We start from the raw sequence: 23,275 nt of genomic DNA, 5'->3' as shown, positions 1-23,275 counted from the left end.
TTTTAACGCTATAGACCGGACGGGCAGCCTTTTTTTCGCTGTGCCATTTTGAAGGGGGGGGGCAAAACGTGATCGAAGTCAGGGCGATGCGGGTCACGGACCTGATCCCGTATGTCAACAACGCGCGCCAGCACAGCGATGAACAGGTCGCGCAGATCGCGGCGTCAATCCGGGAGTTCGGATTCAACAACCCGATACTTTGCGACGGCCAAAAGGGTGTCATCGCCGGCCATGGCCGGTTGCTCGCGGCAAGGAAGCTGGGGCTCGAAATGGTGCCGGCAATCGAGCTGGCGCACCTGACCGAGACGCAAAAGAAAGCATACATCCTGGCGGACAACCGGATCGCCGAAAACGCGACATGGGACGAGGCGCTGGTCCGGGTTGAGCTTGAGGCGCTGCGGGCGGAGGGGTTCGACACGCTGCTGACGGGCTTTGACCTACAGGAAGAATCGGACACCCCGTTGGACAGGGACGAGGGGCCTCCGCTCGAGTCAGTCGCGGTTTCGTTGGAGGGCGATGTGTGGTTGTTGGGCCAGCATCGGTTGACCTGCGGTGACGCGACGGTCATCACAGATATTGACCGGGCTATGGGCGGCGTAATGGCGGACGCATGCTGGACAGATCCCCCCCTATAACGTTAACTACGAATCCAAGCAGGCCGGAAAAATTAAGAATGACAACCTTAAGGCGGAGGCGTTTCTGGATCTTCTGCGCGGGGCGTTCGAGTCCTCATTCGCGGTAATGAAGCCCGGTGCTCCGATCTATGTCGCGCACGCCGACACAGAGGGCTTGGCGTTCCGGTCGGCGTTCCAGAGCGCCGGATTCAAGCTGTCGGGGTGTCTGGTTTGGGCGAAGAACTCTTTAGTACTTGGGCGGTCCGACTACCAGTGGCAGCACGAGCCGATTTTGTACGGATGGAAGCCTGGTGCGGCGCACAGGTGGTACGGTGGCCGGAAACAAACCACCCTGGTCGATGGTGGTGGGTCCGCGTTCGCGGTAAATGACGATGGGTCGGTGACGGTGACGGTCGGGGGCGAAATCTTAATTATTTCTGGCGAAAATCTGCGGGCGACTCCGGTCTGCTCGTCGCTGTTCCGGGCGGAAAAGCCGAGATCCTCGGCCGACCATCCGACGATGAAACCGCCGGAGTTAATTGCTTCGATGCTGAAGAATTCAACTCGCAAAGGCGATATTGTTTTGGATCTCTTCGCGGGGTCCGGGTCTACTCTCATCGCCTGCGAGGCGCATGGCCGCCTTGCGCGCCTGGTAGAATTGGACCCGCTGTTTTGCGACGTGATTGTGCGGCGTTGGCAGCATTTTACGGGAAAGTCGGCGGTGCTTGAGGCGACAGGCCGACCGTTTAGCGAGGTGGCAAGTGGCAGGACGTAAAAAAATCCCAACGAAACTTCACATCCTCAAGGGAACCGACCGGGCCGACCGGCGTAATAGCAGTGAGCCGGAACCTGAAGCCTGTATCCCCGATCCGCCGCCGCACCTTTCGGCCGAGGCACTGGAGGAGTGGGGCCGGATAACCGTTGAGCTGGACCGGCTGGGCCTGCTGACGGAACTGGACCGGACCGAGCTTGCCATGTACTGCCAGGCTTACGGGCGGTGGGTGAAGTACGAAAAAATCATCGCGGAGAAGGGCGAGCTTTACAAAACGATCAACGGCAACGTCCAGACCTCTCCGGCCATGTGGGTGGCGAACAAGGCGATGGAGCAGTGCCACAAATTCCTGACCGAGTTCGGCATGACGCCGAGCAGCCGGGCGAAGGTCTGCGCCGGCGAGGGCAAGAAGAAAACGGCGGACCCCTGGAGCGCGTTCGGTGGCTAAGGAAAAACACCCGCATGTCAACAAGGCGAACCGCCATGCCCGCGACGTGGTGGCCGGCAAGGTTCCGGCCTGCCTGTATGTCGTTCAGGCGTGCAAGCGCCACCTTGACGACCTGAAGCGGGAAAAAACGGCCGCCTTTCCGTACCGGTGGGACGCGGCGGCGGCGCAGCGGGTCTGCGGCTTCGCCGAGCTGATGCCACACGTCAAGGGCAAGTGGGCGGGCGGGCCGATCACGCTGGAGCCGTGGCAGTGCTTCGCGCTGTGCGTCCTGTTCGGCTGGCTCAAAAAGGGCGACGGCAAGCGCCGATTTCGTGAAATTTATTGGGAAATCCCGAGGAAGAACGCGAAAAGTTCCCTCGGCGCGGTCATCGGCAACTATATGTTTTCCGCCGACGGAGAACCCGGCGCGGAGGTTTACAGCGGCGCGACCTCGCTTGATCAGGCGATGGAGGTTTTCCGGCCGGCCTGGCTCATGGCGAAGAAACTGCCCGGCTATCGGCAGCGGTTCGGCGTGGAGCTGGGCGGCACCGACAAGAACCCCGGCAACATCTACTCGATGGCGACCGGCAGCCGGTTCGAGGCGGTCATCGGCAAGCCGGGCGACGGCGCGTCGGTGCATTGCGGCATTGTCGACGAATACCACGAGCACCAGAACGATCACATGTACGACTGTTTCGCCACCGGCATGGGGAGCCGCGAGCAGCCGCTTTTAGCGGTGATCACCACGGCCGGAACCAACACCGCCAGCCCCTGCTTTCACCGGCGCAAGCAGGCCATCAAGGTGCTGTCTGGCGAGGTCGTGGACGATCAGCTGTTCGCGCTGATTTATACGGTTGACGCCGACGACGACTGGACGGATTTCGAGGTCTGGAAGAAGGCGAATCCGAATTACGGGGTTTCCGTTTTTGAGGATTACCTTCGCCGCCAGCACCAAACCGCGATCCGCGACGCGCGGAAGCAGAACATCCTCAAGTGCAAGCATCTGAACATCTGGAGCAACGCCGGCGAGGCGTTCTTCAACATGGTCGAGTTCGAGAAATGTGCCGATTCAACCCTGGACATCAATGATTTTTTTGGCGAACCGGCCTATGTCGGCCTCGACCTGGCGGCCAAGAAAGACCTGGCGGCGCTGATGATCCTGTTCCGCAAAGGGCCGGATTATTTTCTTTTTTCGCGCTACTACCTTCCCGAGGAGGAAACCAGGGGGGAAGACAAGGCCCACTACGCCGGCTGGGCGCACGACGGTTACATCATGACGACGCCCGGCAACCGGATCGATTACAGCCATATCGAGGACGATATCAAGCAGCTGGCCAGGGATCACGATCTTTCCGGCGCCGATAACGGCGGCGGCGAGGTCTGCAACGACCCCTGGAACGCGCAGCAGCTCGTCTCCGGGCTGGAAAACGAGGGCATCGCGGTCACCGAGATCAGCCAGACGGTCAACATGCTCTCCGAGCCGATGAAGGAGCTGGACGCGATCATCTCGGCGGGCAATCTCCACCACGATGGTAACCCGGTCACCTACTGGTGCTTCGCCAACACGATGGCCCGCAAGGACAAAAAGGACAACGTCTTCCCCTTCAAGGAGGGCGACGAAAACAAGATCGACGGCGCGGTGGCGACGATCAACGCCATGTGCCGGGCCATGGTCGAGGACGGCGGCGAGATTTCAATGCCGATGGGGGTTTAATGGGACTTTTTGACAAGATTTTCAGGCGGTCGCGTCCGGCCGGACCCCTTGACGACTACTGGTATTTCCCGTTCGGCGCCCAGCAGGCAACGTCCGCCGGCGTCCGCGTGAGCGAAGAGACGGCCATCAAATACCTGACCATTTATGCCTGCGTGTCCCTGATTGCCGGCGACGTGGCCCGACTGCCGCTCAACCTGTACCGGAAACGCAGGGACGGCGGCAAGGACACGGTCACGGACCAGGTGATTTACGACCTGCTCCACAACGCCCCAAATGATGAAATCAACAGTTTCAACTGGCGCGAGGCGGGCATCGGCCAGAACCTGCTGTGGGGCAACCATTACAGCCTGGTGCGGCGGAACGACCGTAACCGAGTGGTTGAAATCTGGCCGCTTGACAACCCCGGCAATGTCGAGGTGTACCGGAATGGCGCGGGGGAACTACGTTACAGATGGGACGCGGGCGGCAGGACGGTTGACAGGGGACGCGACGAGATTTTCCACGTCCCCGGCTTCGGCTTCAACGGGCTCAAGGGCATGTCCCAGATTTCCGTCGCCCGCGAGGCGGTCGGCCTGGGCCTGGGCGTGGAGCAGTTCGGTGCCAGATACTTCGGCGAGGGCACGCACCCGACCGGCGTCGTGCAGTTTCCGCAGGGGGTCAAGCTCGGCGAGAAGGCGGGGCAGTATCACGCCGCGCTGAAAGAGCAGTGGGCCGGGCTGGGCAAGGCTCACAGCCTGATGGTGCTCTCCAACGGCGAGGAGTTCAAGCCGCTGACGATACCGCTGGAGGACGCCCAATTCCTGGAGACGCGCAACTTCCAGAAAATCGAAATCTGCGGCATGTACCACGTCCCGCCGCACAAAATCGCCATCCACGGCGCGAACAGCAACTACAACAACCTGGAACAGGAGAACCAGCACTATATCGACGCCTGCCTGATCCATTGGGTCAGGCGCTGGGAGTGCTGCATCAACCAACAACTACTGACCCGCGCCGAACGTCTGGCCGGGTTTTTTTTCGAGTTCAATCTGGCCGGCCTCCTGCGTGGCGACAGCCAGGCGCGGGCGGATTTTTACACCAAGCTCTGGCAGGTCGGCGCGATCACGCAAGACGAGATCCGGGGCAAGGAGAATATGAACCCCCTGCCCGCGGGCGAGGGCGACAAAACCTATGTGCCGCTGAACTTCATCCCCGCCGACCAGGCCGCGCAGATAGCGAAGGAGCCCGCGCCCCAACCCGGCGAAGAGGGGCGAAGCGTCGAGCGCCGGGACGGGAAATCGGCGCGGGAAACCCGGTCAATCCTGGTCCGCGACCGGATTGCCAAACAGTATCATCCGTTGATCCGCAGCGCAGCCGAAGCGGTGGTCAACCGCGAGGCCAAGGCCGTCAAGGCGCAGGTAACGAAAATGACCGCCGGCCGCGCCTTCCGGTCGATGGACGAATGGCTGGGAGAGTTCTACCGGGATTTTCCCGAGTACATCCGGCAAAAAATGGGGCCGGTCCTGCGGAGCTTCTGCGAGGCGATCCGCGACGCGGCCGGCGATGAGGTCGGCATTGACCCGGACCGCGCGGAAGTCAGGAAGCTGATTGACGACTTCGTGGCCCGGTACGCCGAGCGACACATTGAGTCATCCGAGGGTCAGTTGCGGGCGCTTTTGGCCGGAGCAATAGCCGATCTGGAACAGCGTGTGGATGAATGGCGCGAAACCAGGCCGGAAAAAATCGCCCGGAACGAAACGACGCGGGCCAGCAATGCCGTTTATCAGGCCGTTGTTTTTGCGGCGGGCCTGGGCACGGTCTGGCGTGTTCGTGGGGCTGAAACCTGCCCCTACTGCAAGGAGCTGAACGGCAAAAGGATTGTCCGGGGCCAGTCCTATGTGGAAAACGGGCAGGAGATCACGCCCGAGGGCAAGGACGCCATGCCGATCAACGGAACCAAGGCGCATCCGCCGCTGCATCGCGGTTGTGATTGCTATCTGACAGCGGGGTGAAGATGGAAAACAAGATCGAGCGGCGGGCTTTTGATATCAAGGTCCGCGCCGCTGAAAACGGAGAAAAAAAGCTGGTGGGAATGCCGATTGTTTATAACCGCAGCTCCGAGAATATGGGTTTTTTTGAATATATCGCACCCGGAGCAGCTGCCGAGGCGCTGAAAACGTCGGACGCACTGCTGCTGTACGGGCACGAATCAAAAACCCTGTTGCCGATTGCCCGGCAATCTTCCGGCACTCTACGTGCCATCGAAACCGACCAGGGCGTCGAGATCGAGGCGGACCCGCCAAGGAAAAACGCCTTTGTCGACGCCCTGCTGGAGTCCATCGAGCGCGGCGACGTGCGGGAAATGAGCTTTGGTTTCACCGTTTTAGAGGACGAGTGGAGCGATTTGGATAAGGACACCCCGGTGCGGACGGTCCGCAAGATAGGGAAGCTTTACGATTTTAGCTATGTGGTGTTTCCGGCCTATCTGGATGCAAAGGCAGGGATCCGGGACGTTGGGCTGGAGGTTGCTTTCCGTAGCCTGGAGGCAGCCCGCGCCGCAAACACCAACCATAACCCGCCGACCGGCTCCAATGAGACCGGGCAGGCTCCAACCGGCGAGGAATCAAGCCCAATGGCCGCTGATCCGCCGACGGCAGAAGAGATTGAGGCAAGATTCAACCAACTCAACGACTGGAAAAGGAATTTCTGACCATGAAGACACTGACCGTAATGCGTGAAGAAGTTAATCAGCATCTTGGCAAGGTGGGCGAAATCCGCGCTACCTGCCGGGCCGAAAGCCGCGACCCCTCCAAGGAGGAGCGGCAGAACATGGCGCATCATCTCGACCAGGTGGAGGAGCTGGAAAAGCAGATTGCCCTGGAGGAGCGCACCCAGAACATTATCAGTCGGGTCGAAAAACCAAAAGGCGAAGTGATCAAGCCGGATCCCAACAGTCACAGCCGCATTGAGGTTGGCCGTGACGAGCAGGAAACCCGCGACAAGTTCCACAGCTTCGGGGAGATGCTCGTCGCCGTGCGCCGGGCGTGCAGTTCCGAGCGATCCGTTGACCCACGCCTGATCACCACCCGCGCCAGCGGGCTCAATGAGGGTGTCGGCGCCGACGGCGGCTTTTTGGTGCAGACCGAACACGCAACCGGCCTGCTGAAAAACGTGTGGGAGAACGGCGAGATTCCCAAGCGGCTGAACAAGATCACCCTGGGCGGCGCGGCCAATTCGCTCTCCATCAACGGTTTGGACGAAACCAGCCGGGCGAATGGCAGCCGGGCCGGCGGCATCGTTTCCTACTGGAAGGGCGAGGCCGAAAGCGCCACCGGCAGTAAACCCAAGTTCCGCCAGATCGACCTGAAGCTCAACAAGCTGATTGGCCTGTGCTACGCCACCGACGAGCTCCTGGCCGACGCCACCGCGCTGGAATCGGTTATCTCCACCGGCTTCCAGAGTGAGTTCGACTTCCGCATCACCGACGCCGTTATTAACGGCACCGGGGCCGGGCAGCCGCTCGGCATCATGAACGCCGGTTCGCTGGTCACGGTCGCCAAGGAAAGCGGTCAGACGGCGGACACCGTGAAATATGAGAACATCTGCAAAATGTGGGCGCGGATGATTGCCTCCAGCCGCCGCAACGCGGTCTGGATCATCAACCAGGACATCGAGCCACAGCTGTTCACCATGTCGTTGGCTGTCGGCACGGCTGGCGGCGGCCCCGTCTACCTGCCCCCCGGCGGCGCTTCGGCTTCTCCCTACGGGACGCTGTTTGGCCGGCCGGTCATTGCCATCGAGCAGGCGCAGACCCTGGGCGACAAGGGCGACATCATGCTGTGCGATTTCGGCCAGTATGTCGCCATCGACAAAGGCGCGATGAAAAAAGACGTGTCGATGCACGTCAAGTTCGTCGAGGACGAGGCGGCCTTCCGCTTCACCTATCGCTTCGACGGCCAGCCGGTGCTGGCCTCCGCCATCACGCCGAAGAACGGCACCAACACCCTGTCGCACTTCGTCGCGCTGGCTAATCGGGCCTAATAATTCCCAAAAGGGAATAATCAAGAGGACCGGCTGCCTGGTCCTCTTGAAAGGGAGCGCACCATGATTATTGAATTTTTGAATGACCATGACGGCTGGAAGAAAGGGGAGGTCAAGGATATCGAGATCACCCTGGCCCGTCGCCTGATCGGCCTTGGCAAGGCCAGATTTTTCACCGGCGAAAAGCCGGCGGCCGTCGAGGCGGCCACCAGCCCGAAGGCCGAAAAAAGAGAAACCGCGACCGGACGCCCGGCCGCCAAGGATAAGGAGCCCCACAAATGAAAGCACTCTGCGAGCAGTTCAAGATCGTCGAAGCCATCGCGCCGCAGGCCGGCGGCAGCGCCGTTGACGGCGATTATGTCAGCCTGAAGCACTGCACCCGCGCCATCGTGGCCGTGTCCCTCACCCAGGGCAACGCCGCGACCGTCGCCCTGACGCTGGAAAAGGCCACCGCCGTTGACGGCACCGGCTCGACGGCCATCACCACCGCCGCGAAGCTTTGGGCCAACGAGGACACGGCCGCCGGCGATACCCTGACCCGGCAGACCGACGCCGTGGCGTTCACCACCTCCGCCGCCGTCAAGAACAAGCAGGTCATTTTCGAGATCGACCCGGTAACGCTGGGCGACGGTTACGACTGCATCTGCGTCAAGGCCGGGGCCAGCAACGCGGCCAACATCGTGCAGGCAACCTACCTGCTCGAAGGCCGCTACCAGCAGGCCGCCCCGCCGTCGGCCACTGTTGACTAAGGAGTAAGCAAACCATGATCTGCAAACGGGTTTCCGGAACGTCCCGTCCGCCGGTAACGCTGGCCGAGGCAAAAGCGCACCTGAATCTCGGCCACGACAACGACGACACGCTGATTCATGCGCTGCTGCTTTCCGCCATCACCGCCGCCGAGCAGGAGACGGGCCGGAGGCTGGTCACGCAGACATGGGATTATTACCCCGGCGGCTTCCCAGGGGAGGATCGGCTGTACCTCCCCTGGGGAAGCCTGCAATCCGTGGGGGGTGTCTACTACACCGACACGACCGAGGCCGAAACCGAATGGGACGCGGCGAACTATCGCACCGTCTCCGACACCGACGACGCCGGGTTCATCGCCTTGCCGGAGGGCGGCGAGTGGCCGGACGCGGACCCGTGGCCGGTCAACCCGGTGCGGATTCGCTTCACCTGCGGCTGGCACGCGGGCGAGACCTGGGCGGCGGAGACGGCCACCGTGGAAGGCGATGCCGTAACGCCGACCACGGCAAACGGCCTGGCGTACCAATGCGCCACGGCGGGCGATACCGGCACCACCGAACCGGCCTGGCCGGTTGCGATTGGCGGCACCGTAACAGATGGCACCGTCGAATGGACCTGCGTCGGCCAGACCGTGCCCGAGCCGATCAAGGCGGCGATCAAGATCCTGCTCGCCGACCTCTACCAGAACCGGGAGAGCGTTTCGGACGTGCAGCGGTACAACACGCGGGCGGTTGAGGCGCTGCTGACGCCGTGGAGAATCTGGAGGCGGTTTTGAAACGGACACCACGGGCAGCATTCCGTCACCCGGCCACCATTGTGGCCGACGGCGAGGCCATCGGCGCGGGCGGTGTGATTGACAAGGCCGTGACGTCCGTTTGCACGACGCGGGCGGCCATCTGGCCCACGTCGGCCCGCGAGGCGCGGGAGAACATGCGCGAGGGCGTGACCGTGACGCACAATATCCGAATCGACTACCGGCCCGGCATCAATGAGACCATGCGCGTCCTGTTCGACGGCCGCTCCTTCGAGATCAAGGGCATCGTCAACCCCGAGGAAGCGAACCTCTACCTCGACCTGCTGTGCGAGGAACTGAAATGAGCAACTTTCGGCTGGACTGGAACGGGGCGCAACTGACCGCCGAGGTGAGGGGCGAATGCCGCGAGGCAATCCGCGAGGGTGCCGAGGCTATTGCAACCGACGCCCGGCGGCTCTGCCCGGTGGATTCTGGCGAGCTGAAAAACACCATCGAGGTTGCCACATGGGAAAAGCCAGATGCGATCGGGGCCTATGTCAAGGCAGGCGGCGACAAGCTCGGGCACGTTGCGCGATTTGTCGAGCTTGGCACTCCTGGCACGACCTACCGGGCCGGAAAACGCAAGGGGAAGTCTCGCAGGCCAATCAAGGCGAAGCCTTACCTGCGGCCGTCACTTAAAAGAAACCGAACACTTGTCCAAGAAAAGTTCAGAAATAGGTTGAAGCAATGAACGCCTTTTTCAACGCCCTTCATGCCCTGTTCGCGACCGAGCCGCACAACGCTTTTTACAGCGCCATCGGCGGCCGGTTCTCCTACGGCGAGGCCCTGCCGCAAGGGGCGACCCCCTACGCGGTGTTCTTCGGCGTTACCAGCCTCCCCACCGACACGTTCAGCGAGGAACTGGACGATTTCAGCTTTCAGGTGAACGTCTACGGCTCGGGCACCTACCAGGAGGTTGCCGTGATCCTGAGCCATTGCCGGGCGCTGTTCGATGGCGCGGTGCTGACCGTCAACGGCTACGACATCATGATCACCCGCGAAATGCAGACCCCGCCCTGGCGCGATGGCGACCTATGGGCGGCGGCCATCGAGTTTTCCACCATCATTCAGGAGACATAAATGAGCACACCCAACTACCAGAAGGGCGCCAAGGCCAAGGCAGCGATTGGCACCACCACCATCAAGGGCCTGAACAGCCTGACCATCCCCGGCGTTGAGCGCAACACCATCGACGTGGAGGAATTTGACCAGGATTTCGACTTCACCGTCCCCACCTCGGCCAAGTGGACCGAAGGCGCACTGGCCGGCAACTATGTCGGCAACGACTCGACCGGCCAGACCGTCCTGCGCCAGCGGCTGTTCGACAACGAGGGGCTGCCAAACCTGCGCCTGTACGAAAACGAGTCCGACTTCTGGGCGCCCGACCTGGCGAACGATGACAGCAGCGTGATTTACGTCAAGGGCGTGGCCGGCACCGAGGTCACCAAGTCCGGCGTCATCCCGTTTTCGGCCACCCTGCTGGTGCAGGGCCTGCTGGCCCGCTTCGACGCCCACGTCAGCGGCGCCACGCTGGCGTTCACCACGACCACGATCACCGATTCCGGCAGCGGCTTTGTCACCGCCGGCTTCTCCGTGGGCGACACCATCATCATCGAGGGCAGCACCAGTAATGACGACGTTGCGTGCATCGTCACCGCCGTCGCGGCCGGCACCCTGACGGTAACGGCCAAGGTGAGAACCCTGACGGCCGAATCGGCGCTGGCCGGGACCAGGATCCACGGCGGTCAGATCGGCGTGACCGAGTAACCAGCAGCCAGCCAAAACCGGGCCGGTCGCCTGCGGGTAGCCGGCTTTTTTTTTGAAGGGTGACGCATGAAACTCCAGAAAATGACACAGGCATGGTTTGACCTGCCGGGCGATCCCGACGGTGCGGCCTTTGAAATCAAACACCTTCGCGCCGGCGAAATCGCCAAGATCACCGAGGCGACCAGCAAGCGCCGCTTTGAGTTCCGCAAGGGCGAATCCGGCGAGCTGGAGCCGATCCCGATCTTCGAAACCGACGGGGCAGGCGAGCGGGAGCGGGTGATCGCCGAGGCCGTCGCCGGGTGGAAAAACATTCTTGACGCTGACGGCGCACCCCTCGAATGCACCGCGGAAAACAGGCTCCGCCTGTGCCGCGAGCTATCCGAGGCGGACTTCGCCGCGCTCGTGCTGTTCGTGCAGGACTGCCGGCGCAAGCTGGCGGCCGAGATCAAGAAGCAGGACGAGGCGCGCGAAAAAAACTGATCAGGTGGGCGGAGTGGCTGTCCGGTATTGACCGCCTCGACTGTCCCACCTGCCAATTCACCTGGGCGGAGTTTGGCGGCGAGCCGCCCTGCGCCACCTGCCGCCCGCCGATGACGGACGATATTGAAGGCCCCATCACCATTTACTGCCAGTGTTCCGCCGTGGTTCCGGTGCCGCTGATGGATGCGATCCGGCTGGCCGGGGTGGACGACGCGGCGGAGTGTGTTCGGGATGTGCAGCTGCTGGCCGCCGAGGTTGAGCGGGTGCGGGCGGAAGACGCCAAGAAGAGGATGGCGAAAAAATGAGACTCGGAACCGCTGACGTTGTGATCCGTGCCAAAACGGACCAGTACAAAAAGGATCTGAAGAGCGCCGAGAACACCACTCAGCAGTTCGGCCAGCGCTCGCTTGCCGCCGTGCGCGGGGTGACCACCTCGTTTGCCTCCCTGGCGGGCGTGGCGGGGATCGGCGGGCTGGCCACCGCCATGGTCAGCACCGGTGCCCGCTTCGAATCCGAAATGGCGACGGTTCGCGGCGTCATGCGGGCGTCGGAGCAGGAGTTTCAGGCCCTCGCGGCTGCCGCCAAACAGGCCGGCGAAACCACCGAGTGGAGCGCCACGCAGTCGGCCGAGGCCCTGAAGTATATGGGCATGGCCGGGTGGAGCGCCGAGCAGGCCGTCGCCGCCTTGCCGGGCGTGCTGAATCTGGCGACTGCCGGCGGACTCGATCTGGGCCGGGCGTCGGACATTGTGACCGACTCCCTCACCGCCATGGGCATGGGCGTTCAGGATCTGTCCCGCTTCAATGATGTGCTGGTCGGCACCATCACCCGCAGCAACACTAATATCGAGATGATGGGCGAGTCGATGCGCTACGCCGCCCCTATCGCCTCACAGCTCGGGTATGACGTGGAGCAACTGGCGGCGCTGATTGGCACCCTTGCCAATGCCGGCATCAAGGCCAGTGACTCAGGCACCGACCTGCGCCAGGCCATGGTGCGCAACAAAAAGGCGGCGCGTGAGCTGGGCACGGCCGAGACCGACCTGATCGGCACCCTGAAAGCGGCCAAGGCGGCCGGCTGGGGCGTCAACGAGGTGACCGAAAACTACGGCATGATCGCCTCGAAGTCCGTCCTCGTGCTGATGAACCAGCTGGACGGATACCACAAGCTGGAGGGCCAGCTGCGCAACGTCAGGGGCGAGACCGACGCCCTGGCCAAGGTCAAGCTGGACACGGTGGCCGGGGATTTCAAAACCCTGAAGTCGGCCATCGAGGGCGTGGGTATCGCGTCGTTCGAGGCCATCGAGGGCGACCTGCGGCGGAACCTGCAGGATCTGACCGACTACGTCCGGCAGAACAGGGGCGAGCTTGTCGATTTCGCCCGCAACGCCACCGAGATCGGCCGGCAGCTTGTCGTTATTGCCGGGGCCGCCGGGGAACTGTCGGCCACCGTGCTGGAGGGCTGGAACGCCCTGCCCGCCGTGGTGCGCGAGGCCGGCTTTGTCGGCGCGATCCTCGGCGGCAAGAAGGGCGCGGCCACGCTGACCGGCTACCTGCTGCTGATCGGGCAGGCAAAGCAATACTTCGAGGATCTGGCCGCCGGCGTCTCGGCGGTCGATCTCGGCACCGGCGCCGAGGAGGTCAAGGGGCAGATTGCCGACGTCGAGGCCGCGCTCGAAAAATACCGTCGTGGCTCCCGGCGCTACAAAAACAGCGTCGGCGGGCTGGTTTACGCGCAGCAGCAACAGCAGAACCTGCAGGCGCTAAAACAGCATCTGGCCGAGATCGAGCGTCAGGGCCAGGCAGCGGCCAGCGCGGTGCGGACCGTCCAGACGCCGCCCACGCCGACAGCGGAAACCAAGACGCCCAACACCGGGGGCGATGCCGCCGCCAAGGCCTACCAGTCTGCCTACTCCAGCATGGAGCGGATCACCCAGGCTACTTACGATGCCATGCAGGCGAAATACCGGGCCGACCGCGATGCGTTCATCGCGGACACCGGCGACAAGGTGACCGCCGCCGCGTACTACGCCGAGCAGATGGCGGAGCTGAACCGGCGCATGAACCCCAAGGCGCCGGTTGACCCTATTGAACAGCAGATTGCCGCACTGAAGGAGCAGGCCGAGACCTTCGGCATGAGCGCCAAGGCGGCGGCCATCTGGCGACTGGAGCAGGAACAGGCAGGTACCGCGCAGATCGAGGCAACCCGCGCCGTCTACGAGGCCATCGAGGCCAAGGAACGCGACAGCCAGATTGAACAGCAGATTGCCGCACTGAAGGAGCAGGCCGAGACCTTCGGCATGAGCGCCAAGGCGGCGGCCATCTGGCGACTGGAGCAGGAACAGGCAGGTACCGCGCAGATCGAGGCAACCCGCGCCGTCTACGAGGCCATCGAGGCCAAGGAACGCGACGCGAAGGCCGAGGCCGAGGGCATCGCGCTTAAGGCCAGCCTGCGGACCGAGACTGAGCGTCTTGCCGACGAGCTGAAGCACCTGGACGAGCTTTACCGGGCCGAGGCGATCAGTGCCGAAACCTACGGCCGGGCGGTCATGGAGCAGGCGGGAAAGGGGTTCACCGAAGCCCCCAGCCTGACAGGCTTCGACGATTACGGGGAGGGCGACCGGCTCAGTCAGCAGTCAGAGGCGCTGGAGCAGTGGTATTCCGAACAGCTGGATCTGCTGGAGCAATACCGGCAGCAAAAAGCCGACCTGAACGCGGTATGGGACGAGCGCGAGGCCGAGGTTAAGCGGCAACACGAGGCGGGCCTGGCGCGGATCGAGGGCACCCGTTACCAGATGGCCCTGTCATCCGCATCAGCAATGTTTGGCGGCATGGCGGAAATGACGGCGCAGTTTGCCGGCGAACAGTCAGAGGCTTACAAGGCAATGTTTGCCGTGTCCAAGGCGTTTGCCATTGCTGAGTCCACTGTAAATCTTTGGGCTGCTATCGCAAAAGCAGGAAACAACCCGTGGCCACTAAACCTCGCAGCCATGGCGTCGGTTGCTGCGGCAATGGGCGGACTTGTCTCCAACATTGCCGCCGTCGGCATGGCGCACGACGGCATCGACTCCGTGCCGAAGTCCGGCACCTGGCTGCTGGAGAAGGGCGAGCGGGTCACCACCGCCGAAACCAGCGCCAAGCTTGATCGGGTGTTATCGCGGATCGACCAGGGGCAAGGCACCCCAGGCCCGGCCAAGCCGATGAATGTCAGTGTCTACGAGGCTCCCGGCACCACCAGCACCACCCGGCAACGCGACGATGGCGGGCTGGACGTGATCATTGAGCAAGTCGAGCGGGAAATCGTCGGCCGCATGGACCGGGGCACCGGCGTGGCCGGGTATTTCGACCGGCGCTACGGGAGGCGCTACTGATGGAAGCATGGCCCGGCACACTGCCGCAATCACCCCTGGCCGAATTCGAGGCCGAGCCCGGTTGTGGGCTGGCGGATGAAAAGGAAGAGCGCAACCCACAGCGGCTGCGCACCTACCCCGAGCGCGACACCAGGTTTCAGATGATGATGACCGCCGCGCAGCTGGCGGCGTTCCGCGCGTGGTGGGACACGACCCTGAACCAATCCGCCCCGTTTACCGCGCCCTGGCTGGCGGCCATGGGCTACGGGTTCCATTTTTTGCGGCTGCGCGAGCCGCCGAGCTGGTCGCACCTGGGCGGTGGCCGCTGGGCCCTGACGCTGCCGGTGGAGATCATCGCCGGGGTGGAGACGGACGGCGACGGCAATCCGGCAATCTACCTGCCCGAGGAGACAGAATAATGGCGGCATGGCCCAGCAACCTGCCTGGCCCGCAGCGCACCATCAGCGTCCGGCCGGGCAGCAATCTGACCCGCCAGACCTGGCAGAGCGGCCGGGCCGAGGTTCGCCGGTTCGGAGCGGGCGCGCCCGACCAGGTAACGGTGCAGTTCCGGCTGTTCAACGAGGATTGCGCGGCGTTCCAGTATTTTTGCGATCGGACAGCCAACCACGGCGTCAACTGGTTTTCGGCGCCCTGGCTGGCGGCGATGGGCTACCCGTCGCACCGGGCGCGGATTCTGGGCTACCCGAAGCGCAAGGGGAGGGGCGTGCGGTATTCCGATTACTCGGTGACGCTGCTGATCCAGGATGCCGCCTCTGCGCCCGAGGATACGTTCTGGCCGAGCGCCGGGCCGGGGACTGGCAGCGGGGGTGAGCCGTCGCCGGCGGGACTGGTGGAATGTACCGGGCATTTATCGGCAGCATATCCGGCGCCGACAGACGTGCAGTTCGTGCTTGTGGATTGCGAGGCGCTTACCGGCATCTGGGGCGGCATCACCGACGGCGGGGCTCTGCGGCTGTGGGGAGTGTCAGTGGACTCTAAATATCCAGGCTGGGCGGCGATTGGCGGACTGATAGATATCGCGTTTAACTGCTACTGTACCTACTCCTCGGTGACGTATGGCCTCTACTATCTGACCTCATCGGGCGTGATCGGCCACCTCGGCACCCCCCGGGCTGGCACCGGGTATCCGACCAGCGCGGGCTACACCAAGATTTGGGCCAGCGGGAGGGTTGGCCTGGCGCAGAACGCCGATGGCCTGATCGAGGCGTGGGGCGGTTCCGCGGGTTCCTATTTTCCGTCGGGCGTGGACATTTATCGCCCGGTGCAGGTCGCGTTCTTTGAACAGACCGGCCTCGGGGGGATCGTCGATGAAAACAACGTGGCTCACAGCCTAATTCCATCCGCCACCCGACCAGACAGCTTTGACAATGTAGCCGGGGTCGAGCGGGTTCTCGTGCCGACTGGCCCAAATTGGGGGTATTCGCTTTACAATACCGACGGCACCTGGACTGACAAAAATTCCTACGTCATGACCACCGGCCGGCCGGCGGGGCTGGTTCCGGTATTTCTGGAGGGGCACTACAGCAGCACCAGCAAATATGTCGGTCTGGCCCAGCACCAGGACGGCCAGTTCCTCTGGTGGGGGGCGGGGATCTCAACCCCTCCGCCCACTTCCGGCACCAAGACATTTCTGACGGGTTATAAGCAGTTCCGGGCGACGACGAAATTTGTTAGCTCCGGCAGCACTCAACTTCTCACCGTCTCAACCATCGGCATCTTGCCGCCAACATAGGGAATAGCCATGCTATACGCACAGATCAACCCTGACACGCTCCAGATGATCGGCCGCGCGCAAACCCTGCCGCAACGCTTCACCACGGCGGGCGGCGCCACCATCAACGGCTTCGACACCCTCCCGCAAGCGGCGCTGTTCGGCCTGGGCTGGGTGCCGGTGGTCTATGAGACGATCGGCAACCCCGAGACCCACCGGCACGGCCTTGCGCCGGTCTACGACGGGGAGAACCGGCGGTTCGTCTTTCCGGCCGTGGCCCGCGACCTCGATACGCTCAAGGCAGAGGCCCGCGCCGCCATCGACCAGGCGGCCAGTGACGCCAGCGCGAGGCACATCACGCAGGGCGTGGGGCAGGAGAGCCGTTATCTGGCCAAGGCCGAGGAGGCAGCTGCCTACCTGCGGGCGCTTGCCGAGGGCCGCACGCCTGACCTAGATGACTACCCGTTTTTACAGGCCGAGGCGACCGCCTGCGGGCGCACCATTGATGCGCAGGCGCGGTATGTGGCGGACACCCGGGTGCGGTGGATGGCCCTCGGCGCGGCCGTCGAGGCGGCCCGCATGGGCGGGAAGACCGCCGTTGCCGCCGCCGAAACCGCCGAGGCGACCCTGGCCGCCCGCGATACAGCCCTGGCCGCGCTGGAGGCGATCTGATGGATATGACCGAGGCGATCAAGGAGGCCTACGCCTACGCCGACCCGGCCGTCACGTTGTACGAGACATTCGAGATCAGTCACAGCACCTGGCTGAACAACATCCTGCTGGTGGACGCCGATCGGGCGCTATCAACGCCGCAGGGCGATTTCCGGCCGGCCACGATCAAGGCGAGCCTGCCGGAAACAGACAGCAGCGTTCGTGGCCAGATGAAGCTGACCATCAACTGTTTGCCGAAGGCCCACCGGGACGCCCTGTTTGCCGCCGCGCAGGAGACGGACCCTGTTTACGTCAAATACCGCCAGTACACCGGCCCCGGCGTGGCGCCGGACGCGGAGTTGCCGGTGTCGTTGTCCGTGGCGTCGATCGAGTTCCAGGGGGATTTTGAGACGGTGGTCACCTGCCTCTACCCCGACCTTGTCAACATCCCGTTCTGTCGCCGGATCATGACCACGGGCATATTGCCGGGGGGCCGCGTGTGAGCCATTGGGCGCTGAAATACATCGGCCAGCCATGGACGCCGGAATGCAACTGCTATGAGTGGTTCCGGCGGATCACCCGCGAGCAGTTCGGCCGGGATCTGCCGCCGATCGGCCTGCCGCCGGACCACCTGGCGAGGCGAGCGGCGCGAATCATGAGCGCCGACGCGGATAGCCTGTTCGGCTACCACCCAACCGCGCACCCGATCGAGGGTGACGCGGTTTTTTTATCGAGTAACGGCCGCACCTCGCACCATATCGGCATGGTGATCTTCCCCGGCCGAAAAATGCAGGTGCTCCACGCGCTGGACGGTCTGGGCGTGGTTGTCAGCGACCTGCCGGCCCTGCGGGCCAACGGGCTATCCATTCAGGGATTCTGGACCCATGAAACTACTGCACAGCACAAACCCGCTTAACCCGGCGGACGCGACCGCCTTTGAAGCGCGAGACGGCAGCACCCCGAATCAGGCCATTGCCGAGTGCGGGCTATCGTTTGCCCGGCCGGTTGTTCTGGTGGTAAACGGCGAGGCCTGGGGCCGGGCGCAATGGGATGACCCGTTTCCGGCCGGGGCGCTGGTGATGTTCGTCGAGATCCCCGGCGCGCTGGCCGTCGCAATAATCGCTGTGGTGCTGTCTATTGGGTCGCTCGTGTATGCCATGTCCATGTCGCCGGGCAGCGCGGGCGACCGTGGCACCCCGAGCAGCATTTACAGCTTCAGCACCGGGCGCAACCGGCTGCGGATCGGCGAGCCATTCGCGGAGTCGTTCGGCCGCCAGCGGATTTTTCCCGATCTGGCGCAGCAGTGCTATGTCCAGAACATCGACAACGACCAATACCTCTACTTCCTGGGGATTCTCGGCGTTGGCCGGTACGACGTGGAGGGCGTCTTTATCGAGAAGACCCCGCTGACCGATTACGCCGACAGCTCCTACCAGGTCGTGGCGCCGGGCGGGTCGCCCGCGCTGATTCCGAACGTGGTCTGGACCTGCAACGAGGCCAGCAACCAGGAGCTGAAGACCGACTGGATTTCCTACGTTGTGTCGGCCGTCGATACCGAGGCGTATTTCCTGGAGTACGACCTGACCTTCCCGGCCGGGCTGGTGCGCTACAACAAGGAGGGCAAGGCGCGCTCCAAAAGCGTGACCATTCAGACGGAGGCACGGACGGTCGACGCCAGCGGCACGGGCACCAGCGCCTGGACCACGTTGGAGACTCAGACGTTCACGGCCCGAAGCAAGGATCCGCTACGCTACTCGCGGAAGATTGCCGCCCCGCTCGGCCCCGGCCGGTACGAGTTCCGCGTCTGCCGCACCACGGAGGCCAGCACCAGTAGCAGCGCCATGGACAAGGTGGCCCTGTCCGGCCTGCGGGCCCACGGCGGGCCGCACCCCGATTATGGTGACGTGACGCTGATCGAGGCGAAGATCAAGGCCAGCGACCAGCTGAGCGGCGACGCCGCCAGCCAGATCAACGTGATCTGCACCCGCAAGCTCTATCCGGTGACCGCTTCTGGCTTCGGGACGACCCTGACGGCCTCCAGGTCCATCGCCGATGTCTGCGCCTACATGGTGACGGCCGACAACGGCGGGCGACAGGCCGACGCCATCGTCGACTTCGCGGCGCTTTACGATCTGCGGGGCGATTGGGAGGCGGCCGGGCATTATTTCGACTATCGGTTCACCTCTGTGCAATCGGTCATGGACGCGGTGGCGATGGCCACCACCTGCGGCCGGGCCGTGCCCTACATGCCGGGCGGACTGTTCTCGGTGGTGCGCGACGAGCTGCAGGCGCTGCCGACCTGCGTTTTCACCCGCGACAACATTGCCGACCTGACGATCACGACCAGCCCCCGGACGCCGGACAGCCCGACCTGCGTCAACGTGACCTACACCAACCCCGGCACCTGGGACGAGGAGGATGTCGTCTGCCTGGCGCTCGGCGGCAGCGAGGACAACCCCAGCGAGATCACCCTGGACGGCTGCGCCAGCAGGCAGCAGGCATACGAAATCGGCATGTTTCTCTACTGGCAGGACCGGCTGGAGCGGACGGCCGTCGAGTTCACCACCGGGCTGATCGGCCACATCCCGAACCTGCTGTCCAAGATTCTCGTGCCCAACACCCTGATTGATTGGGGCCAGGACGGGCTGATCATGGCGGTCGAACCGGGGCTGATCTGGCTGTCCGAGCCGGTCGATTTCGGCGGGGCGTCCGAGGGCGCGCTCTACATCAGCCTGCCCGACGGCGGCAGCGGCGGCCCCTACACCGTGACGCCCACCGATTACGCGCATTGTGTTGTGGGCACAATCCCGGCCCTGCTGCCGCTGAGCGACCACGACCTGAAGGCCACGCGCTACCTGTTCGGCCCGGCGGAACAAGCGCCCATGTTCGTGCGGGTGAACAAGGTTCAGCCGCAGGGGCGCGACAAGATCAAAATCAGCGGGCGGGTCATCAACGACGATGTTTACGCGGACCCCGGCACCGCTCCGGCTGTCGGCTCCAGCGTCGGCACTCCGCCATTACTGTCGGGCCTGTCGCTGAGCCACACGGGCGAGAGCGGCAGCGATCATGCGTTCGTCGTCTCCTGGACCGGATCGGCCGCCAAGGTCAAGATCGAGCTGAACGAGGGCGGCGGCTACGCGACGCTGGAGGACAATTACACCAGCCACAGCAAGGCATTCACGACCACGGCCAGCACCATCACGGTCAAGATAACGCCCTACAACGGCAGCGGCGTATTGCAAACCGGCAGCGCCCAGACGGACGACCATGCGTTTCTGGCGGCGCCGACCGGCCTGGCCGTGGTCACCAGCGACGTCGGGATTTCTGTGAGCTGGAGCGCCTACTCCGGCGCGACCAGTTACGATGTGGCGATCGAGGTCGGCGGCGAGGAGGTGCTGGGGACCGACGCCGAGGGCACTAGCACCAGCGTGACCATGCAGGAGCTGGAGCTGTCTGGCGGGCCGTGGGATTCATTCACCGTTTACCTGTCGGCCAACACGGCCAGCGGACCGACGGCGCGGGCGTCGCTGGCCGTCAATGTGGCGGCCCTGGCCGCGCCGGCAACGGTGGATTTTCAGGCCCGGCTGGCCAACGGGGTGAGTCTGTCGTGGGACGAGGTGGCAAACGCGGCGGAGTATGTGGTGTGTTACGGCGGCTCATCGAGCGGCTTCACGCCAACGCAAAGCAACGTTGTCTACCGGGGCAGCCAGCCGGCCGCGACCATCGGCGGGCTGGCCATGACGGGCAGCTATGCCCACCATTTCAAGGTCGCGGCGCTGACGGGGCACGGCGAGGCGTTCGGGGATCTGAACTTCTCCGGCGCACTGACCGTGACGCCGGCGACAGCGGACGTTTCGGTCCACACGGTGACCGGCTCGGGCACATTCACCGGCCCGGCCGGCGGGAGCAGCTATACCTACCAGCTGACCGGCACGGCGACGGCCACCGCGGCAACGGTGACCGCCTCCCTGACCGGCGGCGGATCGGGCAGCGCCTGGTGTTCCGGCGATGGCGGCGGAAACCCGACCAGCGCCAGCCTGACGGCGACCAGCAGCGGTAGTGGCAACAGCTGCACGGTGACGATTTCCGGCGGGTCGTTCAGCGGCACGCTGATGATCACCAAGATCAGCTAACTTAAGAAGGAGAAGAAAATGGAACTCACACTCACAGAGATTACAGCCTACGCCTCCGTTGCTCTGCTGATCGGCTCCGAGGTCATCGCGCTGAACCCGAAGTGGAAAAGCAACTCCTGGGTGCAGCTGGCCAGTGGCGTTTTGCGGAGGCTGGCCGGAAAATGAAGCGACCGATTATTCTGCAGCCCCAGGAGCACCTGCCGTTCCGGGCCGTCGGGACGCGGTTGTCGCGGCTGGAGACGGACGGTGATCTGGTTTTTTGCCACGCGGGCAAGCTCCGCCGGATTCGAGCCTTCGCCGGTGAAATCACCGACGGGGCCAGCATTCCCCGGCTGGTCTGGTCGGTGCTGGGCCTCGCGCCTCACGGTGTCATGGACACCCCGGCACTGTTCCATGATCTGATCTACCGGCACCGAGGACGGATGCCAGCGGGCGTCTACCAGGTCCGGGACGGCGCGGTGTGGCGTGATTGCCGTGAGCCGATCGGCCGGGGGCTGGCCGATGCCCTGCTGCGGGGGCTGTGCGAGAAGTTCAGGATTCGGCAGGCGGCGCTCGTTTGGGCGGGCGTCCGGGTCGGCGGGTGGTGGGCCTGGCTCCGCGACGATCGGGGCCGCATGGAGAGACTGACAGCGGGGGGCCAATGGACTGCAACAACCCAGCACAAATAACGCCCTGTCCGCAGGCGGTGGAGGCGGCGGAAAAGGCCGTCGCCAAGACCTTCGCCATCCTGGGCGTGGACATTCACGACCCGGCGCAGGTTGCCGAGTTCCAGGATGATCTGCGCTTTGGCCGGAAGGTGCGGCGGTCGTTCGAGCGGGGGCTGTTCCCCGCCTTTCTGACCATTATCGGGCTGATTGGCGCGGCGTTCATCGCCGGGCTAAGGTTTGGAAAATGACCATGACGGACCTGGAAAAACAACTGATAGAGGACGAGGAGCTGGCGCTCAAGCCCTACCGCTGCCCGGCCGGCAAGCTGACCATTGGCGTTGGCCGCAACATCGAGGACGTCGGCATTACAAAAGAAGAGGCGCTGGTCCTGCTACGAAACGACGTCGCCCGCTGTCGGGCGGCGCTTGCGGTGCTGCCCTGGTTCCCGGCGCTTGATCCGGTCCGGCAGGACGTGCTGACGAACATGTGCTTCAACCTGGGCTTTGCCGGTCTGTTGAAGTTTCGCAGGATGCTGGCGGCCGTCGCGACCGGGGACTACGCCCTGGCCGCCCGCGAGATGCTGGACAGCAGATGGGCCAAGCAGGTCGGCCGCAGGGCGCTGCGGCTGGCCAAGCGGATGAGGGGAGGGGAGTAAAAGCATTTCTTCATCGTTGAACTTTGAGTTGACAAGTCTTCCCAAATGGGAAAAGCTCCCAAACGGGAACCCTCAAAAAGAGGGCTGTTCCTTTCTTGACAACCCAACCGCCACGGGCTAGGGTGCCAATGCTGCCGGCAAAATCCGGCAGCCGGGTTTGGCGACCCGAACCAATTGGCGGATACAGCCGCCGCATGTTTTTTGGCGGTGTTTTTGTGTCCAGCATGGTCTGCTCTGCTTTGTCTGGGCGGCTGTGTGGGGAGCCTTCGGGCTCGCCGGTTTGCCTTTTGGCCGGTTCGCCAACCCGCACGGTCGCCCTTTTTGCGTTTGGCGACGCAAAGGGGCAATACCCCCCCCCCCCCCCCCCCACAAAAGGAGCACAGCCATGGAAACCGCAGCACAGCCCACCGTATTTTCGTTTCAATTCCACAACAGCGCAGAGCACAAAATCAGGACCCTCTTGCACGAAGACGGTTCGATCTGGTTCGTGGCTAAGGACGCGTGCGAGATCCTTGAGATGGGCACGGAGCAAATACGCCGACTTGATGACGACGAAAAGGGTCTGCGTAAAGTTCCTACCCCTGGCGGCAAGCAAAGCCTAGCTGTCATTAACGAATCCGGCCTCTACACCCTGGTGCTTCGCTCCAACAAGCCACAGGCCAAGCCGTTTCGCAAGTGGATCACGGCAGAGGTGCTGCCGACCATTCGCAAGACCGGCAGCTACTCCTTCGTTACCCAGTCCCAGGGGCCAGCCACGTCGAAAGAGGTTGTCGCCTT

General features: G+C 63.6%; 28 protein-coding genes. All 28 read left to right on the top strand.

Annotated features, from left to right (window positions below; translation table 11 throughout):
* The first annotated feature begins 68 nt into the window (after positions 1-68).
* Positions 69-635, top strand: coding sequence for a ParB/Srx family N-terminal domain-containing protein (locus BLR80_RS06445; protein WP_092077539.1), 567 nt, complete (start codon positions 69-71; stop codon positions 633-635).
* Positions 622-1,389 carry a DNA methyltransferase gene (locus BLR80_RS06440; protein WP_092077537.1) on the top strand — a complete coding sequence of 256 codons (768 nt, stop codon included), beginning with the start codon at positions 622-624 and terminating at the stop codon, positions 1,387-1,389. The genes BLR80_RS06445 and BLR80_RS06440 overlap by 14 nt, the downstream gene beginning before the upstream one ends.
* Positions 1,376-1,834 carry a phage terminase small subunit P27 family gene (locus BLR80_RS06435; RefSeq protein WP_092077535.1) on the top strand — a complete coding sequence of 153 codons (459 nt, stop codon included), beginning with the start codon at positions 1,376-1,378 and terminating at the stop codon, positions 1,832-1,834. The genes BLR80_RS06440 and BLR80_RS06435 overlap by 14 nt, the downstream gene beginning before the upstream one ends.
* Positions 1,827-3,527: a terminase large subunit gene (locus BLR80_RS06430; protein WP_092077532.1), complete on the top strand. Its 1,701-nt coding sequence runs from the start codon at positions 1,827-1,829 to the stop codon at positions 3,525-3,527. The genes BLR80_RS06435 and BLR80_RS06430 overlap by 8 nt, the downstream gene beginning before the upstream one ends.
* The gene (locus BLR80_RS06425; RefSeq protein WP_092077529.1) at positions 3,527-5,518 is read left to right on the top strand and encodes a phage portal protein; all 1,992 of its coding nucleotides are present in this window, start codon (positions 3,527-3,529) and stop codon (positions 5,516-5,518) included. The genes BLR80_RS06430 and BLR80_RS06425 overlap by 1 nt, the downstream gene beginning before the upstream one ends.
* A gap of 2 nt (positions 5,519-5,520) precedes the next feature.
* A complete protein-coding gene (locus BLR80_RS06420; RefSeq protein ID WP_092077526.1) occupies positions 5,521-6,216 on the top strand; it encodes an HK97 family phage prohead protease in 696 nt (231 codons plus the stop codon).
* A 2-nt stretch (positions 6,217-6,218) separates the two neighbouring features.
* Positions 6,219-7,547 (top strand): phage major capsid protein, encoded by a 1,329-nt coding sequence (locus BLR80_RS06415; RefSeq protein ID WP_216095183.1) that lies wholly within the window; start codon positions 6,219-6,221, stop codon positions 7,545-7,547.
* A 63-nt stretch (positions 7,548-7,610) separates the two neighbouring features.
* A complete protein-coding gene (locus tag BLR80_RS06410; RefSeq protein ID WP_092077523.1) occupies positions 7,611-7,829 on the top strand; it encodes a hypothetical protein in 219 nt (72 codons plus the stop codon).
* Complete coding sequence (locus tag BLR80_RS06405) at positions 7,826-8,296, top strand: hypothetical protein (RefSeq protein WP_092077520.1); 471 nt, start codon at positions 7,826-7,828, stop codon at positions 8,294-8,296. Before BLR80_RS06410 ends, BLR80_RS06405 begins: the two co-directional genes overlap by 4 nt.
* A gap of 14 nt (positions 8,297-8,310) precedes the next feature.
* Positions 8,311-9,066: a head-tail connector protein gene (locus tag BLR80_RS06400; RefSeq protein ID WP_092077517.1), complete on the top strand. Its 756-nt coding sequence runs from the start codon at positions 8,311-8,313 to the stop codon at positions 9,064-9,066.
* On the top strand, positions 9,042-9,389 hold the full coding sequence (locus BLR80_RS06395; RefSeq protein ID WP_092077514.1) for a phage head closure protein: 348 nt from the start codon (positions 9,042-9,044) through the stop codon (positions 9,387-9,389). Before BLR80_RS06400 ends, BLR80_RS06395 begins: the two co-directional genes overlap by 25 nt.
* On the top strand, positions 9,386-9,775 hold the full coding sequence (locus BLR80_RS06390; RefSeq protein WP_092077511.1) for an HK97 gp10 family phage protein: 390 nt from the start codon (positions 9,386-9,388) through the stop codon (positions 9,773-9,775). Before BLR80_RS06395 ends, BLR80_RS06390 begins: the two co-directional genes overlap by 4 nt.
* A complete protein-coding gene (locus BLR80_RS06385; RefSeq protein WP_092077508.1) occupies positions 9,772-10,164 on the top strand; it encodes a gp17 family tail completion protein in 393 nt (130 codons plus the stop codon). Before BLR80_RS06390 ends, BLR80_RS06385 begins: the two co-directional genes overlap by 4 nt.
* On the top strand, positions 10,165-10,851 hold the full coding sequence (locus BLR80_RS06380) for a hypothetical protein (protein WP_092077503.1): 687 nt from the start codon (positions 10,165-10,167) through the stop codon (positions 10,849-10,851).
* A gap of 66 nt (positions 10,852-10,917) precedes the next feature.
* Entirely contained in the window at positions 10,918-11,331 is a 414-nt protein-coding gene (locus tag BLR80_RS06375) for a hypothetical protein (RefSeq protein WP_092077501.1), read from the top strand.
* 110 nt (positions 11,332-11,441) lie between these two features.
* Positions 11,442-11,636, top strand: a complete 195-nt coding sequence (locus BLR80_RS06370; RefSeq protein ID WP_092077498.1) for a hypothetical protein — start codon at positions 11,442-11,444, stop codon at positions 11,634-11,636.
* Complete coding sequence (locus tag BLR80_RS06365; RefSeq protein ID WP_092077496.1) at positions 11,633-14,701, top strand: phage tail tape measure protein; 3,069 nt, start codon at positions 11,633-11,635, stop codon at positions 14,699-14,701. Before BLR80_RS06370 ends, BLR80_RS06365 begins: the two co-directional genes overlap by 4 nt.
* Positions 14,701-15,099, top strand: coding sequence for a hypothetical protein (locus tag BLR80_RS06360; RefSeq protein WP_092077494.1), 399 nt, complete (start codon positions 14,701-14,703; stop codon positions 15,097-15,099). Before BLR80_RS06365 ends, BLR80_RS06360 begins: the two co-directional genes overlap by 1 nt.
* Entirely contained in the window at positions 15,099-16,433 is a 1,335-nt protein-coding gene (locus tag BLR80_RS06355) for a hypothetical protein (RefSeq protein ID WP_092077492.1), read from the top strand. Before BLR80_RS06360 ends, BLR80_RS06355 begins: the two co-directional genes overlap by 1 nt.
* 9 nt (positions 16,434-16,442) lie before the next feature.
* Positions 16,443-17,084, top strand: a complete 642-nt coding sequence (locus BLR80_RS06350; protein WP_092077490.1) for a hypothetical protein — start codon at positions 16,443-16,445, stop codon at positions 17,082-17,084.
* Positions 17,084-17,566 (top strand): DUF1833 family protein, encoded by a 483-nt coding sequence (locus BLR80_RS06345; protein ID WP_092077488.1) that lies wholly within the window; start codon positions 17,084-17,086, stop codon positions 17,564-17,566. The genes BLR80_RS06350 and BLR80_RS06345 overlap by 1 nt, the downstream gene beginning before the upstream one ends.
* A complete protein-coding gene (locus BLR80_RS06340) occupies positions 17,563-17,979 on the top strand; it encodes an NlpC/P60 family protein (protein WP_092077486.1) in 417 nt (138 codons plus the stop codon). Before BLR80_RS06345 ends, BLR80_RS06340 begins: the two co-directional genes overlap by 4 nt.
* Positions 17,948-21,196 carry a host specificity factor TipJ family phage tail protein gene (locus BLR80_RS06335; RefSeq protein ID WP_092077484.1) on the top strand — a complete coding sequence of 1,083 codons (3,249 nt, stop codon included), beginning with the start codon at positions 17,948-17,950 and terminating at the stop codon, positions 21,194-21,196. Before BLR80_RS06340 ends, BLR80_RS06335 begins: the two co-directional genes overlap by 32 nt.
* An 18-nt stretch (positions 21,197-21,214) precedes the next feature.
* Positions 21,215-21,361: a hypothetical protein gene (locus BLR80_RS12905; protein WP_171906346.1), complete on the top strand. Its 147-nt coding sequence runs from the start codon at positions 21,215-21,217 to the stop codon at positions 21,359-21,361.
* A complete protein-coding gene (locus tag BLR80_RS06330) occupies positions 21,358-21,864 on the top strand; it encodes a DUF1353 domain-containing protein (protein ID WP_092077482.1) in 507 nt (168 codons plus the stop codon). The genes BLR80_RS12905 and BLR80_RS06330 overlap by 4 nt, the downstream gene beginning before the upstream one ends.
* Positions 21,837-22,091 carry a hypothetical protein gene (locus tag BLR80_RS06325; protein WP_092077479.1) on the top strand — a complete coding sequence of 85 codons (255 nt, stop codon included), beginning with the start codon at positions 21,837-21,839 and terminating at the stop codon, positions 22,089-22,091. The genes BLR80_RS06330 and BLR80_RS06325 overlap by 28 nt, the downstream gene beginning before the upstream one ends.
* Positions 22,088-22,498 (top strand): glycoside hydrolase family protein, encoded by a 411-nt coding sequence (locus tag BLR80_RS06320; RefSeq protein WP_092077476.1) that lies wholly within the window; start codon positions 22,088-22,090, stop codon positions 22,496-22,498. The genes BLR80_RS06325 and BLR80_RS06320 overlap by 4 nt, the downstream gene beginning before the upstream one ends.
* 385 nt (positions 22,499-22,883) lie before the next feature.
* The coding region (locus BLR80_RS06315) for a BRO-N domain-containing protein (RefSeq protein WP_281241613.1) at positions 22,884-23,275 on the top strand (392 nt) is incomplete at its 3' end.

The organism is Desulfuromonas thiophila (assembly GCF_900101955.1).
GTDB lineage: Bacteria > Desulfobacterota > Desulfuromonadia > Desulfuromonadales > Desulfuromonadaceae > Pseudodesulfuromonas > Pseudodesulfuromonas thiophila.
This window is presented reverse-complemented; position numbering and strand designations above follow the sequence as displayed.

Bases quoted from the DNA above. Each gene is read 5' to 3' on its own strand.
- BLR80_RS06425 (WP_092077529.1), top strand. From the start codon at position 3,527: ATGGGACTTTTTGACAAGATTTTCAGGCGGTCGCGTCCGGCCGGACCC.
- BLR80_RS06350 (WP_092077490.1), top strand. From the start codon at position 16,443: ATGCTATACGCACAGATCAACCCTGACACGCTCCAGATGATCGGCCGC.
- BLR80_RS06385 (WP_092077508.1), top strand. From the start codon at position 9,772: ATGAACGCCTTTTTCAACGCCCTTCATGCCCTGTTCGCGACCGAGCCG.
- BLR80_RS06380 (WP_092077503.1), top strand. From the start codon at position 10,165: ATGAGCACACCCAACTACCAGAAGGGCGCCAAGGCCAAGGCAGCGATT.
- BLR80_RS06345 (WP_092077488.1), top strand. From the start codon at position 17,084: ATGGATATGACCGAGGCGATCAAGGAGGCCTACGCCTACGCCGACCCG.
- BLR80_RS06420 (WP_092077526.1), top strand. From the start codon at position 5,521: ATGGAAAACAAGATCGAGCGGCGGGCTTTTGATATCAAGGTCCGCGCC.
- BLR80_RS06355 (WP_092077492.1), top strand. From the start codon at position 15,099: ATGGCGGCATGGCCCAGCAACCTGCCTGGCCCGCAGCGCACCATCAGC.
- BLR80_RS06370 (WP_092077498.1), top strand. From the start codon at position 11,442: ATGACGGACGATATTGAAGGCCCCATCACCATTTACTGCCAGTGTTCC.
- BLR80_RS06320 (WP_092077476.1), top strand. From the start codon at position 22,088: ATGACCATGACGGACCTGGAAAAACAACTGATAGAGGACGAGGAGCTG.
- BLR80_RS06365 (WP_092077496.1), top strand. From the start codon at position 11,633: ATGAGACTCGGAACCGCTGACGTTGTGATCCGTGCCAAAACGGACCAG.
- BLR80_RS12905 (WP_171906346.1), top strand. From the start codon at position 21,215: ATGGAACTCACACTCACAGAGATTACAGCCTACGCCTCCGTTGCTCTG.
- BLR80_RS06405 (WP_092077520.1), top strand. From the start codon at position 7,826: ATGAAAGCACTCTGCGAGCAGTTCAAGATCGTCGAAGCCATCGCGCCG.
- BLR80_RS06390 (WP_092077511.1), top strand. From the start codon at position 9,386: ATGAGCAACTTTCGGCTGGACTGGAACGGGGCGCAACTGACCGCCGAG.
- BLR80_RS06415 (WP_216095183.1), top strand. From the start codon at position 6,219: ATGAAGACACTGACCGTAATGCGTGAAGAAGTTAATCAGCATCTTGGC.
- BLR80_RS06330 (WP_092077482.1), top strand. From the start codon at position 21,358: ATGAAGCGACCGATTATTCTGCAGCCCCAGGAGCACCTGCCGTTCCGG.
- BLR80_RS06400 (WP_092077517.1), top strand. From the start codon at position 8,311: ATGATCTGCAAACGGGTTTCCGGAACGTCCCGTCCGCCGGTAACGCTG.
- BLR80_RS06325 (WP_092077479.1), top strand. From the start codon at position 21,837: ATGGACTGCAACAACCCAGCACAAATAACGCCCTGTCCGCAGGCGGTG.
- BLR80_RS06410 (WP_092077523.1), top strand. From the start codon at position 7,611: ATGATTATTGAATTTTTGAATGACCATGACGGCTGGAAGAAAGGGGAG.
- BLR80_RS06335 (WP_092077484.1), top strand. From the start codon at position 17,948: ATGAAACTACTGCACAGCACAAACCCGCTTAACCCGGCGGACGCGACC.
- BLR80_RS06375 (WP_092077501.1), top strand. From the start codon at position 10,918: ATGAAACTCCAGAAAATGACACAGGCATGGTTTGACCTGCCGGGCGAT.
- BLR80_RS06360 (WP_092077494.1), top strand. From the start codon at position 14,701: ATGGAAGCATGGCCCGGCACACTGCCGCAATCACCCCTGGCCGAATTC.